This is a genomic window from Pseudomonas sp. NPDC007930, assembly GCF_042958985.1.
Classification (GTDB): Bacteria; Pseudomonadota; Gammaproteobacteria; order Pseudomonadales; family Pseudomonadaceae; genus Aquipseudomonas.
On record NZ_JBIBKC010000011.1, the window covers coordinates 84,338 to 98,582 of the forward strand.

Below are 14,245 nucleotides of genomic sequence, written 5' to 3' on the forward strand. Positions count from 1 at the left end.
AAATACGCCCACCACTGCCTACCTTTTAGCCGAGCCACCCCGTGAGCCCTCCACCGCCCCCCGCCCCTACCCCCTTCACCGGCCGCCTGGCACTGGGCCTGGTGGGCGTGCTGATCGCCGCGCTGGTGTCGGGCATCAATGACCGGGTGACCGACATCGCCCTGGCCGACCTGCTCGGCAACTTCGGCCTGGGCCATGACGAAGGCAGCTGGATCAGCTCGGCCTACGCCGCCGCCGAAGTGTCGGCGATGCTGATCGCGCCGTGGCTGGCGGTGACCTTGTCGCTGCGCCGCTTCGCCATCGTCGCCACCTTTGCCTTCGCGCTGTTCGGGGTGCTCTGCCCGCTGGCGCCGAATGTTGCCACATTGCTGCTGTTACGGGTGCTGCAAGGCCTGGCCGGGGGCTTTTTGCCGCCGCTGCTGATGACCGTGGCGCTGCGCTTCCTGCCTTGGCACATCAAGCTGTATGGCCTGTCGGCCTATGCCATGACCGCCACCTTCGGGCCGAACCTGGCGCTGCCGTTGGCGGCGCTGTGGGGCGAAGGTGCCGACTGGCGGTTGTTGTTCTGGCAGATCGTGCCGGCCTGCTTGCTCGGCGCCGCGCTGATTGCCTACGGCCTGCCGCAAGACCCACTGCGCCTGGAGCGCTTCAAGCAGCTCGACTGGCGCGGCGCGCTGCTGGGCGTGGCTGGGCTGTCGCTGCTGGTGGTCGGCCTGACCCAGGGCGAGCGCCTCGATTGGCTGGCCTCGCCGGTAGTGGTGGGTTGCCTGCTCGGCGCCGCGGTGTGCCTGCCGTTGTTCGTGGTCAACGAGTGGTACCACCCGTTGCCGCTGTTCAAAGTGCAGCTGTTGGCCCGGCGCAACTTCAGCTACGGCATCCTCACGCTGATGCTGTTCGTGTTCATCGCGTTGGCCGGCAGCGCCCTGCCGGCGGGCTACCTGGGCCACGTGCAAGGCTACCGGCCGCTGCAAAGCATGCCGCTGGCGCTGACCATCGCCCTGCCGCAACTGTTGCTGGCGCCGCTGGTGGCCTGGGTGATCAACCGCAACTGGGTCGACTCGCGCTACGTGATCGCCGCCGGGCTGGCGCTGGTGGCACTGGCCTGCCTGGGCAACGCCCAGCTCACCGGCGCGTGGATCCGCGATGACTTCTACCTCTACCAGGTGCTGCAGATGCTCGGCCAGCCGATGGTGGTGGTGCCGCTGCTGATGACCGCCACCGGGGTGATCGCGCCCATGGAGGGGCCGTTCGCCTCGGCGATGGTCAACAGCCTGCGCGGCCTGGCCGCCACCCTGGCCGGGGTGGCGCTGGAAAACTTCGTCACCGCGCGCCAGCACTTTCACGCCAACGTACTGCTCGACCAAGCCCTGCAGAACAGCGCCTACCTGCCGCCGGCCGCCACCGCGGGCCTGGCCGCGCGGGTGCGCGAACAGGCCTTCGTGCTCACCTACGCCGATGGCTTCCTGGCGCTGCTGGGGGTGCTCGCGCTGATGCTGTTGGTGCTGATCACCCTGCCCAAACGCCCCTACCCACCTCAACCGCCGGTACCCGCATGAAACACAGAACCGCCGTTTCCCTGTTCAGCCTGGCCGTGCTCGCCGGCGCCGGCTACGCCGCCTGGCACCTGCTGGCCAGCGATGGCCATGAGCGCACCGACGACGCCTACATCCGCGCCGACGCGGTACAGGTGGCGCCACGCATCGCCGGGCAAGTGGCCGAGGTGGCCGTAGAAGACAACCAGCGGGTGAAACGCGGTGAGCTGCTGGCGCGCCTGGACGGTGCCGATTTCGAAGTCGCCCTGGCCGCGGCCCAGGCCAATGTGGCCGGCGCCCAGGCAGAGCTGAAAAACCTCGAGGCGAGCATCGCCCGCCAGGGGGCGTTGATCAACCAGGCCGGCGCCACGCTCAAGGCCACCGAGGCCAACCTGACCTTCGCCCAGGCCAACGCGCAGCGCTACCGCAACCTCTCCAGCAGCGGCGCCGGCACCCAGCAAGACCGCCAGCGCTCGGAGGCCGAGTTGCTCGGCGCGCAAGCCGCGCGCGAACGCGACGCCGCCGCCCAGGTGGCCGCCAGCCGCGCGCTCGACGTGCTCAAGGCCCAACACGACGTCGCCCAGGCCACCGTGGCGCGCGCCGAAGCCGCCCAGCGCCAGGCCGAGCTGAACCTGCGCTACACCCGCATCGAAGCGCCGTTCGACGGCATGATCGGCCAGCGCTCGGCACGGGTGGGCGCCTACGTGCAGCCCGGCGCCACGCTGATGGCGGTGGTGCCGGTGCAGGCGCTGTACGTGGTCGCCAACTTCCGCGAAACCCAACTGGCGCATATGCGCGCCGGGCAAGCGGTGCAACTGCGGGTCGACAGCCACCCCGACGAGGTGTTCAAGGGCCACCTCGACAGCCTCGCCCCCGGCACCGGCCTGAGCTATTCAGTGATCACCCCGGACAACGCCACCGGTAACTTCACCAAGGTGGTGCAGCGCATCCCGGTGAAGGTGCGCTTCGACGAAGCCCCGGAGCGCCTGCAAGCGCTGCGCATGGGCATGTCGGTGGTGGTCGACGTGAACCTGGCGGAGCAACCCTGAGATGCGCACCCTTGCCCTGCTCGCCGCCGCCATCAGCCTTGCCGCCTGCAGCGTTGGCCCGCGCTACAGCGCCCCCAGCGCCGAACTGCCGGCCCAGTGGGCTGCCGCCGCGCCCAGCGGCCAGGCGCTGAACCCTGCCTGGTGGCGCGAGTTGGGCGACGCCCAGTTGGCGAGCCTGGTGGAACGCGCCGCCAGCGCCAACCTCGACGCCGCCAGCGCCGCCAACCGCCTGGCGCAAAGCCGCGCGCTGCTGCGGGTGGCCGGCGCCGAGCAACTGCCCGGGGTGGCCGCCCACGGCGCCTACCAGCGCCAACGCAACAGCGCCGAAGGCCTCAACGACCCCTCCGGTTACCAGGGCCGGGCGCCCTTCGAGCTGTGGAGCGCCAGCCTCGACACCAGTTGGGAAGTCGACCTCTGGGGCCGCGTGCGCCACTCGCTGGACGCGGCCCAGGCGCAACTGGCGTTGACCCAGGCCGAGCGTGACGGCGTGCTGCTGGCAGTGGCCGCCGAGACCGCCAGCGACTACGTGCAACTGCGCGGCGTGCAAGCCCAGCAGGCAGTGACCGAACAAAACCTGGCGATCGCCCGGCAAAGCCTGGCGCTGACCCGCAGCCGCTTCGACAACGGCGTGACCACCCACCTCGACGTGGCCAACGCCGCCGCCCAGGTGGCCACGGTCGAGGCCCGCCTGGCACCGCTGCAGGCCCAGCAGGCACGGCTGGGCAACGCCCTGAGCTTTATGCTCGGCCAGGCGCCCGGCAGCCTCGCCGGCGAACTGAACACGCCCAAGCCCGTACCACAGCCGCGCGCCGAGGTGCCCCTGGGGGTGCCCTCGGAGCTCGCCCACCGGCGCCCGGACATCCTCCGTAGCGAGGCGGCGCTGCGCCGCGCCACCGCCGCGGTGGGCATGGCCGAGGCGGACTTCTACCCGCGCCTGACCCTCGGCGCCAGCTTCGGCTACCAGGCCTTGGAAGGCTCGAACCTCGGTGATTGGGGCGCGCGCGACTGGGCCTACGGGCCGAGCCTGTACCTGCCGGTGTTCCAGGGCGGGCGCCTAACCGGCACCCTGGCACTGCGCGAACAGCAACAGCAGGCGGCGGCGATCGACTACCGCCGCACCGTGCTGGCGGCCTGGCACGAAGTGGCCGATGCCTTGAGCGACTACGCCGCCGAGCAGCGCCACGCCCAGGCCTTGGCCGAAGCGGTGGGGCAAAACCAGCAGGCACTGGACGCCGCCGGGCAGCGTTACCGCGAAGGCGCGATTGATTTTCTCAACGTGCTGAACGTGCAGCGGGCGCTGCTCGACACCCAGAGCGCGCAGGTGGCCAGCGCCACCCAGGCGGCGCTGGCGAGGGTGCGTTTGTACAAGGCATTGGCTGGCGGTTGGCCGGCGGCGAGCTGACCGTTCGTCGCCATGGTGGCACTGCGGCAGCGCGCTGGGGCCCAAGCAATACACCCCGCAAACGCAGAGGTACACCATGAAAAAGCAACTGATCAGCCTGACCTTCACCGGCGTATTGGCCGCGCTGTCGCTGGGCGCGATGGCCGCCCAGCCGCAAGCTGGCGCGTCGAACACCCCGGAGCACAACACCGGCAACCCAAGCACCCAGGCCAACCCGAGTTCGGCCAGCACCGGTGGCCAGGGCGGTTCGTCGATCCCCGACCCGCAGCAAACCCCGGCCGGTAAAAGCAAGGCCGAGCACGGTAAGACCCACAGCACCAGCGGCAGTGGCGCGGTGGGGGGCAATAGCCAGAGCAAAGGGACCGATAAGCAGCAATAACGGTGCGGCATACGGTGCGGCTGGCGGGCCGCACCGCGGGCAACGCTGGGGCTAACGCCAGTGCGCCTGTGCCAACGCAATCGTCAAATCGCGCAACAGCACGTTTTCGGCATCTTCGCGGCTGCTAAGCAGTAACTGGGCCGCCCGCTCGTACAGGGCGCTTTCGCCTTCATAGCGGCCTGAGACTAGGTCGACTCTTTGCAACACCCCGTCGATACGCCAGGCCACTTGCGCCAACTCCCCTTCCAACGCTTGCACATACCCCAGCGGCACCGCCGCGCCTGCATAGGGCCCGGCTTCTGCGGCCTCGCTGAGGTCGGTGAAGTACGCCGAAGCGCCCTCCCACTCCAGCGCCAGGTCGCTGAACGCCTGCGGCCGCAAACGGCGCATCCAGGCCCGCCAGAAGCGTTGGTCCACGGCCCAGATCGCCACGCTGTGCGCATTGACTTCGGCCAGTACCGCCTCGCCCAGCCGATGCAACGTGGCATCGCTCAGGCGCGCCAGGTCGCCGAAGAGGATCTGCTCCGGCTGGGCCGGCAGGTGCAACGCTTGGCGCAACTGCTGGCGGGCGGCCAGGGCCATTTCGATCTCGTCGATCAGGTAGTCTGGCTCGGTCAGTTGCGTGTCGTTCATGTCGTCGTCGCCGTGCAGCGGCGGGGCGGCTTCGCGGGCAGCGTCGTCTTCGGCCGCGGCCAGGGCGCGGCGGCGCGCCACGCGGGCGTTGTACAACTGGCCCACGCGCTCGTCCAGGCGGCCTTGGCGCAGCAAGGCGGTGGCCACGTCGACCGCCACCTGGTCGCTGCTGGCGCCCGGCGCGGCCTCGGCGACGCTGCGCCACACCAGCACTTCGGTGTCGATACGCTGGAACAGCAAGGCGGCTTGGTCCACGCAGCCCTGGGCGGCGTCGTTGAGCTCTTCAATAATGCCTTCATGCAACTGCGCGCGCCCCCAGCCAGGCACCGCGTCGGTTTCAGCGGCGCTCAGCGTTTCGAGGATGTGCGCCATGCGCGCTTGCACAGCGCGCGTGTGCTGCAGGTAGTCCGGCGTGTCGACCATGCGCTCGAACAACGCATAGATCGGCTGCCAGGCGGGGTCATCGAGGGTGGCGGCGCGGTGCAATTGCACAGCCTCTGGCAGGTCGGCGTACCAGGGCGCTACGTCGTATTCCCGGGGGATGGCCGGCAGGCCAGCGGCGGCCAGTTGGCGCAGGCTCGCCTCGTCGAAGAGGTTGCCGTCAAAGTCGTAGCTGGCCTCCCCTGCCAATACGCCCTCGGCGAACGCTGTATCACGCAGTGCTGGCGCGCTGCTCAGGCTGTTGCCGCTGAGGTCCAGGGCTTGCAGGCGCAAGGGCCGTTGCTGCAGCAGCTCAAGCAGCCCGGCTGGCCATTCGCTGATTTCAGCTTGGCCGAGGTCGAGCACCCGCAAGCCCAACCAGCCGGTCACGTCGGGGGCGAGCTCAAGGGAGTTTTCTTCCAGCAGCAGCACTTCCAGGCGGTTCAGCCCGGCCAGCGCGGTGCGTGAGGCCTCGGTCAGGGTGATGCCGTTACCGCTGGCGCTCAGTTCCAGCAGCGCCGGCCACTGCCGCAGCGCCTCGAAGTGCTCGGCGCTCAGCTCCAGGCCGTTAAGGTCGAGGCTGAGGGTGCGCAGTTGCGGCAAGCCGCCCAGCCGCTGCAGGGCCGCCACCGGCAGGTTTTCCACGGCGCCGCTGAGGTTCAGCCGTTGCAGCCCGGGCAGGCGCGCCAACACCGCGAGGTTGCGTTCGTGGTCCAGCGGCAGGTAATTATCGGCCAGGTCCAGGCTGTGCAATTCGGCCATGCTGGCGACTTCTTCGGGGAGCCAGCGCAACAGGTTGTTGCTGATATCCAACTGGCGCACGCCGGGGAAGCGGCTTAGAAAACCACCCAGGTTGCTGGCTTCGCCGGCCCGCGAGCCGCTGAGTATCAACTGCCGCACATGGGGCAAGGGCACCGGCAGCGTGGGCAACGCGCCGAGGTGGCTGGCGTCGAGCCGCAGCACGACAAAATCGTCGGTGCCGTTCGGCTCGCCCAGGCTCTCGCGGCGCCAGGCCATGCGCAGTTGCACCGCCGCGTGGCGGCGCGCCAGGCGCACCGATTCGAGGTCGCCGGCCGGGACCCGGTGGCTGTCCGCGGCCCAACGGTCCAGCGCTTCATTGAGCTGGCGGTACTCCTGGCGCAGCCCTTCAAGCAACCGGCCAAACGCCGCCGGCTCCTGCCCGGCCTGGGCCCGCAAGCGCTGGCGCAAGGCTTGGCGCGGCCGGCCTTCACTGCTGGGGAACAGCTCGTCGAACAGTTCGTCTTCGCTCAACCAGCCGCGCCCACGGCCGCTGAGTCGGTACCCCCAGCGGCGTTCGCCGAGCACCCGCGTGGGCAGGCGGTACAACGGCCGCAGCGGGGCCATGCCAAGCAGCACCGCGCTGGCTTCACGGTCACCGCTGGCCAGGCTGAACAGCGCATCGCGTAGGCCATCGGGGGCGTGAATCTCCAGCCCCAGGGCGACCCGCTCGCTGTCGGGCAGGGCGTTGAGCACGGCCTGGTAGAGGTCGAGCGGGCTGGCCAGGGCCTGGCCGCTCTCATCGTAGGGCACGTAGCCCTCTTCAGTGCGCACCACGGCCTTGCCGGCGGCGGCCTCGGGCCCGCTGCTGGCGAGCACGTCACCGCTCAGGCTGCCTTCGCGTAGTACCACCCGGACCTCGCCGCTGGCCCCCGGCAGCCGGCCTAGCCAGCCGATGGCCAGGGCGTCGCGGTCCTGGCTGGCCCCGGCGGTTTGGTAGAAGCGCGCCAAGGCGCGGTTGATACGCCCTTCACGCAGGTACAGGCGGGCGCTCTCGGCCATGCGCAGCGGCACCCGGCCGCGGGCCCACAGCGCATGCTGGTCCGCGGCGGCGGCACGGCTGGCGATTTCGTTCACCGCACGGGGGCTGAGCCTAGGGAAGTCCCGCGCCAGCGCCGTGGCCTGGGGCAGCACTGCGGGCGCGGCGGGCGCGGTGCCGGTAAAGGCCTCCAGGGTGTCGAGCAACAGCGCCGGGGTAGCCTCCTGGTTGGCCAGCAGCCGGCGCAGGGCGGCGGCGTCATAGCTGCTGCAGGCCAAGGCCTGCTGCAAGGCCGCCTCGCTCAGCCCGGCACTGGCCGGGCCAAGGCGCTGCAGCAGTTCGGGCATACCCCAGCTCATGGGCCGTTCGTGGCCAAACCACCAGGCGCCACTGCCGTTGCCCTGCAGCGTCGGCCGGTGGCCATGGCCGCTGGCCGCGCGCGCCTGCCAACGGCCCGGCCCGGCACGTTCCAAGGGGTAGGCTTCGCTACCTTGGGCCAACCAGCGCTCGCCCTGCCAATCGAGCAAACCATCAGCGCCGGCCACGGTGCCCTCCGGCCACGGTAGCGGGCGGCTGAACGGCGCCAGGCGGCCATGCCACAGCCGCTCGCCGGCGCTGGCGGGCACCGCCGCCCAGGCGTCCAGCACACCTAGCGGCGCGGCAGCGGCATGCGCGGCGCCGAGCACGGCCACCTGGGCGAGGTTTTCCAGCACCTCGAACAGGTGGGCGATGGCGGCGTCGGCGTCGCCTTCGTTGGCGGCGTGCACGCCCTCGAGAAATTCACCCACCAACTGCGCGCCGCCAATCACCAACATCACCTCGCCCAGCGCCGGCACGAACAACCCGGCCACGTTCAGCACCGACAGGCCCAGCCCCAGCCAGCCCTCTAGCCGCTGCCGTTGCGCGGCGGCATCGCGCTGCGCCACCGGCACGGCGATGGCCGCGGCGTCTACCCGGCGCCGGGCCACCCCGGCGCGGGCGCGGGCGGCAAAACAGTCACCCGGCCACGGGGTAGCCTCCCAGAGCAGCCGGGCGTTTTGGTCGAGGGTTTCTTGCCAGAGGTCCCGCGGGCTGGGGAAGGCCCGTTTGATCCAACTGAAGCGGTCGCCTTTGCGCAGCACCGGCGGCACCCGGTGCAGTGCCGCGTAGGGGTAACGCGGGTACAAGGTGCTGCGCAAGCGCGCGGCAAAGGCCGCCTGCTCGGTATGGCCAACGAACCGGCAGAAAAACACCCGGTACGGCTCCTGCCACAAGCGCCGGGTAAGCTCGGCGCCGGCCGCCTGCAGCGACTCGAAAGCGCTCATCGCGCCGTGCGGGTCGCCGGGGACGTACAACAGGCAGGGCTCGGTGGCCCCGCGCGGCGCCAGGCGTAACAGCAGCGGGCCATCCAGGGCGATGCCAAACAGGCTGAGGAACTGGCACTGCAGCGCCTGCGGCTCGCCGCCCAGGGTCGGCACCTCGCTCGCGCCCAGTAGCGCGGCCTCGCCGAGGGCCTCGGCGGCGGCGTCGATGCGCCCACTGAGGCGCGCCAGGCTCAGTTCGGCGGCGAAGCTGGCGCGGTCGCTGGCGCTGAGCACGCTGTGGAAGTGGTCGGTATCAAGGTGGTCAGCCAGGTGGTCTTGGTAACGCTGGCCAAGGTCGAGGTTGCGCAGGCCACTGGCGAAGCGGGCAGCATCCAAGCTCAGCGGCGCGCTGGCCCTTTCCGAGGCATAGAGGGTCAGCGCCGCGCCGGCGTCGACGTTCTGCAGCGCTGCCTCCAGCCAGCTCAGGTACTGCCGCGGCGAATGCACCACCACCTGGGCTTGCGCCACTGGCGGCAGGGCTTCGCCGCTGAACCAATCGGCCAGGGCGGTTTCGAGCAATGGCTGGCAGTAACTGTGCACCGGCTGGATGGCGCCGAGGGCCTTGGCCAGTTCGCGCTGGGCCCGGTGGCTGTGGCGCAGGCGTTCGGCAAGCACGGCGCGCTCGGCGGTGCTGGCTTGCAGTAGCCAGGCGGGTGCCTGGCGCTGGATCAGCGCCAGGTGGGAAGCGTGCAAGGTGGTCATGGTGCGGCTCCTTGGGTAAAAGAGCCGCTACTCTAGGAAGGCGCGCCGGGCGCGGGGCCTAACCGGCTACCGCCGTGGCGCTACTCGATGATGTCCACCGCCCCGGGGACGCGGGCGTAGTCGAAGATCAACTGGCGGCTGAGGCGCGCCAGCACCGCCTGGGCCTCGGCGTCGCGGCCACGCACCATCAAATTGGACGCGCCGTACGCCGAACCGCTGTCGATTTCCGGCACCTCCAACTGTTCACCTTCGCGCCAGCGCAGGTTGGGGAACGCGGCTTCCAGGTCAGTCACGAAGCGCGGCGGCACCGCCGGGCCGTTGTAGGCCGTGCCGCGGGCCACCGCTTCATCGAGCAGGGTGGTCAGGTACTCACTGGCGCCCTCCCAACGCTCTACCACTTCGGCAAACGGCGCAGGGTTCAGCCGGCGTATCCAGCGTTCCCAGAAGGGTTGCTCCAGTGACCAGCCAAGCAGGCGCTCGGCAGTGATCTCGCTGGCAACGTGGTTGCCCAGGTGGGTGAGCATCGTTTCTGGCATCCACCCAGTATCGGTGTAGCGCATGCCCGCTGGCTGGCGAGGCAAGCCCAAGCGGCGGCGCAGGTGCAGGCGGGCATAGAGCATCAGTTCCACGTCGTCGCTGACCAAGCGGTTCGGGTCGGTGAGCTCGGCATCGGTGATTTCGTCGAGCGGGTGCAGCGCTGGCGCCGGCTCGGTACCCGCGGCCAGCGCGGCGCGGCGCGCCTGGCGGGCCACGGCGATGCGCTTGACGACATCGTCCAGTTCAAGCTGGCGCAGGCGCCCGAGCGCGGTCAAGGTCGCCACCTCGCCGTCTTCCAGGCCGGCCGCTTCGGCGCCCAATGCCTCTCGCCACACCAGCACTTCCTGCTCGATCTGCTGGAACAGGTAGAGCGCTTGGTCATCGCAGGAGGCCTGCTGCGCCTGCAACTGTTCCGTGATCGTGCCGAACACTTCGTTGGCGCCCTGCTCAGGGCCTTCGGGGTGGCCCGCAAAACCGAGGTCTTCAAGCACGTGGTACATGCGCTCGCGCATGCCCAGCGGGCTGGCTTCGTACTCGACGGTGTCCTGCAAGCGGCCATACAGCTCAAGCAACGGTTGCCACGGGCTGTTGTCGCCGCGGGCCTGGGCCAGCGCCTCGGCCAGCCAGGCCGGTGCATCAGCGTGGCGGGCCCAGCCGTCGGCTTCTTCGCCCAGTTCCATCTCATCGCCACTGCTCAGCGAGCCCGCTTCGCGATGGCCCAACACGCCCTGTTCGGTCAGCCGCTGGCGCACCTCGGCGGTGAATTCGTTATTGTCCAGGTCCAACACTTCACCGTGCCAGCCGCCGACCCGCTGCTGTTGCATGATGCCCAGCAGCTCGCTCCCGGCTAGGTCCGGGGCATCCTGCAAGCGGTTGCGGTCGAGCAATAGTTGCCGCAGCACGATCGGCCGGCGTTGCAGCAACGCCTCGATGCCGGTGGGCCAGGCTTCCAGGCCGGTGTTGCTCAGCACCAGCGATTCCAGCGAGTCCCAGCCAGTCACATCGGGCGCCGCGGCCAGTTGGAGGTCGGTGATGGCCAAACGCTGCAAGCGATTGAGGCCACTGAGTGCCTGCACTGTTTCGGCGGCCAGCGGCGCGCCACCGATGCCCAAGTGCAGTTCGCGCAGGCTGGGCCACTGCGCCAGCGCCTGAAAGTGCTCGGCGGTCCAGGTGAACGTGCCCAGGCCAGTGGCTTCGAAGGTGTGCAGGTGGTCAAGCCCGGCCAGGGCCTCCAACATCGGTACTGGAATGCCGTCGGCAGCGGCATTGAGGGTCAGGTTGCGCAGCGCACGCAGCCTGACCAGTATCTGGATGTTGTCGGCGGGGGCCAGCTCAAGGTCGTTCTCCGATAGATCCAGTTGCTGCAAGGGCAGCTCGGCCAGGCTCGCGGGTAGGCTGCGCAGGCTGTTGAAATTCAGAGCCAGGTGGGTGAGGTTAGGGAAAACCATGAGAAATTCGCCCAGCGCTGCCGAGTCACTGATGCCGGAGCTGCTCAAGTCGATGCTGGTAACATGATCGAATGCTCCCTCCAGCCGGGGGAAACTGTCGCCAGGCCAGCGATCCAGGTCGAGGTGCAACTGGTCGATCTGATCGACCGCGTCACCGAATGCCTGGCGCCGCCAGGCCATGCGTAGCAACTGGGCCAGGTTGGAGCGGTGCAGCGAGCGGCCCAAGTCGGTTTCGAGGTTAACCCAGCTCACCAAGCTTTGGTCCAGTTGCTGGTACTCGCGCCCCAAACGCGTGAGCACGTTGTGCAATGCTCCTGGGGCGTCGCCAGCTTGCTCGCGCAGTTCGGCCAGCAGGCGCTCGCGCACGCTGGGCGTGCGCGGCAGATAAAGCATGTCGAGCAACGCTTCGTCGCTGAACGGCCCTTGGCCCCGCCCACTGAGCGGATAGCCCAGGCGGCCATCGGGCAGGCGCTTGGGCAAGCGATAGAACGGCCGCCGCGGCACCATGCCCAGCGCCAGGCTGGCGCCGTCACGGCGCTGGCGGGCCTGCTCGAACAGCAGGTCACGCAGGCGGTCGCCGTCGTGGATGGCCAGGCCGAGGGCGTCGCGTTCGGCGTCGGGCAGCGCGTTGAGCACGGCTTCATAAACATTGCCAGCCGTTGCGAGGTCCAGCCCTTGCTCATCGAAGGCTTCGTAGCGGTTACCGATGCGCACCACCACTTTCACCGGCACCCCTTCAGCCACCGCGGTGCTCGCCAGCAGTGTGCCGCCCCGGTGCTCGGCACGTAACTCGACCGCGACCGTGTTGCTCCACCCAGGCAGCCGGTCGAGTTCAGCGAACAGCACCAGGTCGCGGTCGGCGAGCTGTTCACCCTCGCGGTAGAAGCTGGCCAGCGCTCGGTCGATGCGCCCTTCGCGCAGGTACCCACGGGCCTGCTCAGCCATTGGCAGGGGCACCTTGCCGCTGCTGCGCATGGCTACCCGCTCGGCTTCGCTGGCCTGCGCAACAATCTGTTCGGCGGCGCGCTCGCTCAGGCCAGGGAAGTCACGTTTGAGCCAAGCGGTGTCGGCACTGGCGGCTGGCTCGGCCTGCCCCAGGGGGGCGAAGCGCTCCAGCGAATCCAGTACCCGCGGCGGCAGTGGCTGGCGGTCGGTGAGCAAGGCGCGTACGGCGGCGTCGTCATAACCACAGGCTTTCAGCGCCCGTGCCAGGTCTTCATCGCTCAGCCCTTGGGCCGCCGGGCCCAGCCGCCGATGGAGGGCGGTACCTTCCCAGGCCAGCGGCTGCTCGTGGGCCAATTGCCAGCCGCCGCGACCATTGCCGAGCAACCGCGGCCGGTAACCCTCGCCACCGGCCAGGCGCCAATGGCCTTCGCCGTCCCGGGCCACGGCGTAGGCCTTGCCGTCGGTTTGCCACCAGCGCCGCCCCTCCCAGGTGTAAAAACCGTCGGCGGCGGCGTGGGTGCCCTCCGGCCAGGCCACCGGTTTGGCGAAGGTGCCCAGGTGGCCATGCCACAGGCGCTCGCCCTGGGGCGTTTGCACGGGGTGCCATTGATCCAGGGCGCCCGCGGGCGCTTCGGCCTCGCCCAGCCCACCCAGCGCGGCGGCCTGGATCGCCGTGTCGATCAGGTTGAACAGGTGCACCAGCGCCTGCTCGGTTTCACCTTCGTTGGCGGCATGCACGGCCTCGACGATTTCGCCGACCACCTGCGCGCCCCACACACCCAGCATCACTTCACCCAGGCCGGGCACGAACAGCCCGGCCACGTTGAGCACGTTCAGCCCCGCGCCCAGCCACCACTGGAGGCGCGCCTGCTGCGCGGCGGCATCCAGTTGCGCGGTGGGCACAGCAATGGCGGCGGCACTCTGCAACTGGCGCTCCACCTGCACCTCGGCGCGCCGGGCGAAGCATTCGCCGCGCCATGGGGTGGCCTCAAGGAGCACGCGCCCTTGCGGGTTGATCACCTCCTCGCTCGGCTCGCTGGGTTGGCCGTAAAACAACCGCGCCAGCCAGTCACCGCCTTCATCGCCGAAGCCTGGCAGCGGCCCGTCGGGGATCGGCGCCGCCGGCTGCAGGTACAACGCCTCTCGCAATTGGGTAAAGAAGCGCGCCTGGTCGGCCTGGCCGACGAACCGGCTGAAGAAGGCCCGATAGCCTGGGTCATAGAGCTTTTGCCGCAGCCCGGCGGTCAGCGCCTCGGCCGAGGCGTACTCGACCAATTCAGCCTCACCGCCCCCGGGGGTGTACAGCACGCAGGGCGCAAGCTGGCCAGGCTGGGGGGCTTCACGCATCACCAGCAAGCCGCTCAGCGGGACCTCGAACAGCGTGAGGTAGGCGCACTCGACCTCGGCGCCGCCCTCCACCGTGGCCGTGCCCGCCAGCACAGCGTCGAGCACCTGCTCGCTGCGGAACTGAAGGAACTGCCGCTTGATCTTGGCGGTTTTCACCGCAACCGCCAGCGTCGCGATGTCGTGGGCGCGCAGGCGCGCGCGGTAGGCGTCGGTGTCGATGGCATCGCCCAGGTGGTCGCGGTACAACTGGCCCAGGTCGAGGTTGCGGCAGCCACGGGCGAACGTTCCGCCCTCGCCGGGTAGGAAGGCGGCACCCTCTTGATCGCTGTAGAGCGTGACCGAGTCAACCTCGTCGGCGTTGAAGTTCTGCAGCGCGGCTTCCAGCCAGGTGGTGCGTTGCGAGGTCCCGGCACGGGTGAAGGTCAGCTCAGCCGCGTTGACGTCGGGGTAATACGGCTGATCGGGGTACCAACGGCTGAGCTGGGCTTGCAGCAACGGCTGGGCGAATTCATCCAGCGGTTGCAGCAGGCCGAGCACGCTGCGCACCGCCCGGTAGGCCGTGTCGTTGGCGATCAGTAGGCGCAACAACGCCTTGCGGTCTTCTTCGCTGGCCTGGCGCAGCCAGCCTGGCAGGGTGCGGTCGATGTGAGCCAGCGCGGGGGTTACGGGATGTGTAGGCATGGGATGCTCCTGTTTCAAGGGAGCGCCACCCTAGCGGGCCTGCCACGCGG

General features: G+C 69.6%; 6 protein-coding genes. 4 read left to right on the forward strand and 2 right to left on the reverse strand.

The genetic code is table 11. The annotated features are described in order from the left end of the window. The first annotated feature begins 41 nt into the window (after window positions 1–41). The 4 genes from ACFZCE_RS20365 to ACFZCE_RS20380 all read left to right on the forward strand — a co-directional run bounded on the left by ACFZCE_RS20365 (window position 42) and on the right by ACFZCE_RS20380 (window position 4,362). Entirely contained in the window at window positions 42–1,556 is a 1,515-nt protein-coding gene (locus tag ACFZCE_RS20365) for an MFS transporter (RefSeq protein WP_390942327.1), read from the forward strand. Beyond that, window positions 1,553–2,581 (forward strand): efflux RND transporter periplasmic adaptor subunit, encoded by a 1,029-nt coding sequence (locus tag ACFZCE_RS20370; protein ID WP_390942329.1) that lies wholly within the window; start codon window positions 1,553–1,555, stop codon window positions 2,579–2,581. The genes ACFZCE_RS20365 and ACFZCE_RS20370 overlap by 4 nt, the downstream gene beginning before the upstream one ends. A 1-nt stretch (window position 2,582) precedes the next feature. Next, complete coding sequence (locus ACFZCE_RS20375) at window positions 2,583–3,983, forward strand: efflux transporter outer membrane subunit (protein WP_390942331.1); 1,401 nt, start codon at window positions 2,583–2,585, stop codon at window positions 3,981–3,983. A 76-nt stretch (window positions 3,984–4,059) separates the two neighbouring features. Continuing rightward, on the forward strand, window positions 4,060–4,362 hold the full coding sequence (locus tag ACFZCE_RS20380; protein WP_390942333.1) for a hypothetical protein: 303 nt from the start codon (window positions 4,060–4,062) through the stop codon (window positions 4,360–4,362). 51 nt (window positions 4,363–4,413) lie between these two features. On the opposite strand, the gene ACFZCE_RS20385 is transcribed toward ACFZCE_RS20380, so the two are convergent. Both ACFZCE_RS20385 and ACFZCE_RS20390 read right to left on the reverse strand, forming a co-directional pair. Beyond that, window positions 4,414–9,237, reverse strand: a complete 4,824-nt coding sequence (locus ACFZCE_RS20385; RefSeq protein WP_390942334.1) for a dermonecrotic toxin domain-containing protein — start codon at window positions 9,235–9,237, stop codon at window positions 4,414–4,416. A gap of 80 nt (window positions 9,238–9,317) precedes the next feature. Next, complete coding sequence (locus ACFZCE_RS20390; protein WP_390942335.1) at window positions 9,318–14,195, reverse strand: dermonecrotic toxin domain-containing protein; 4,878 nt, start codon at window positions 14,193–14,195, stop codon at window positions 9,318–9,320. Window positions 14,196–14,245 lie beyond the last annotated feature (50 nt).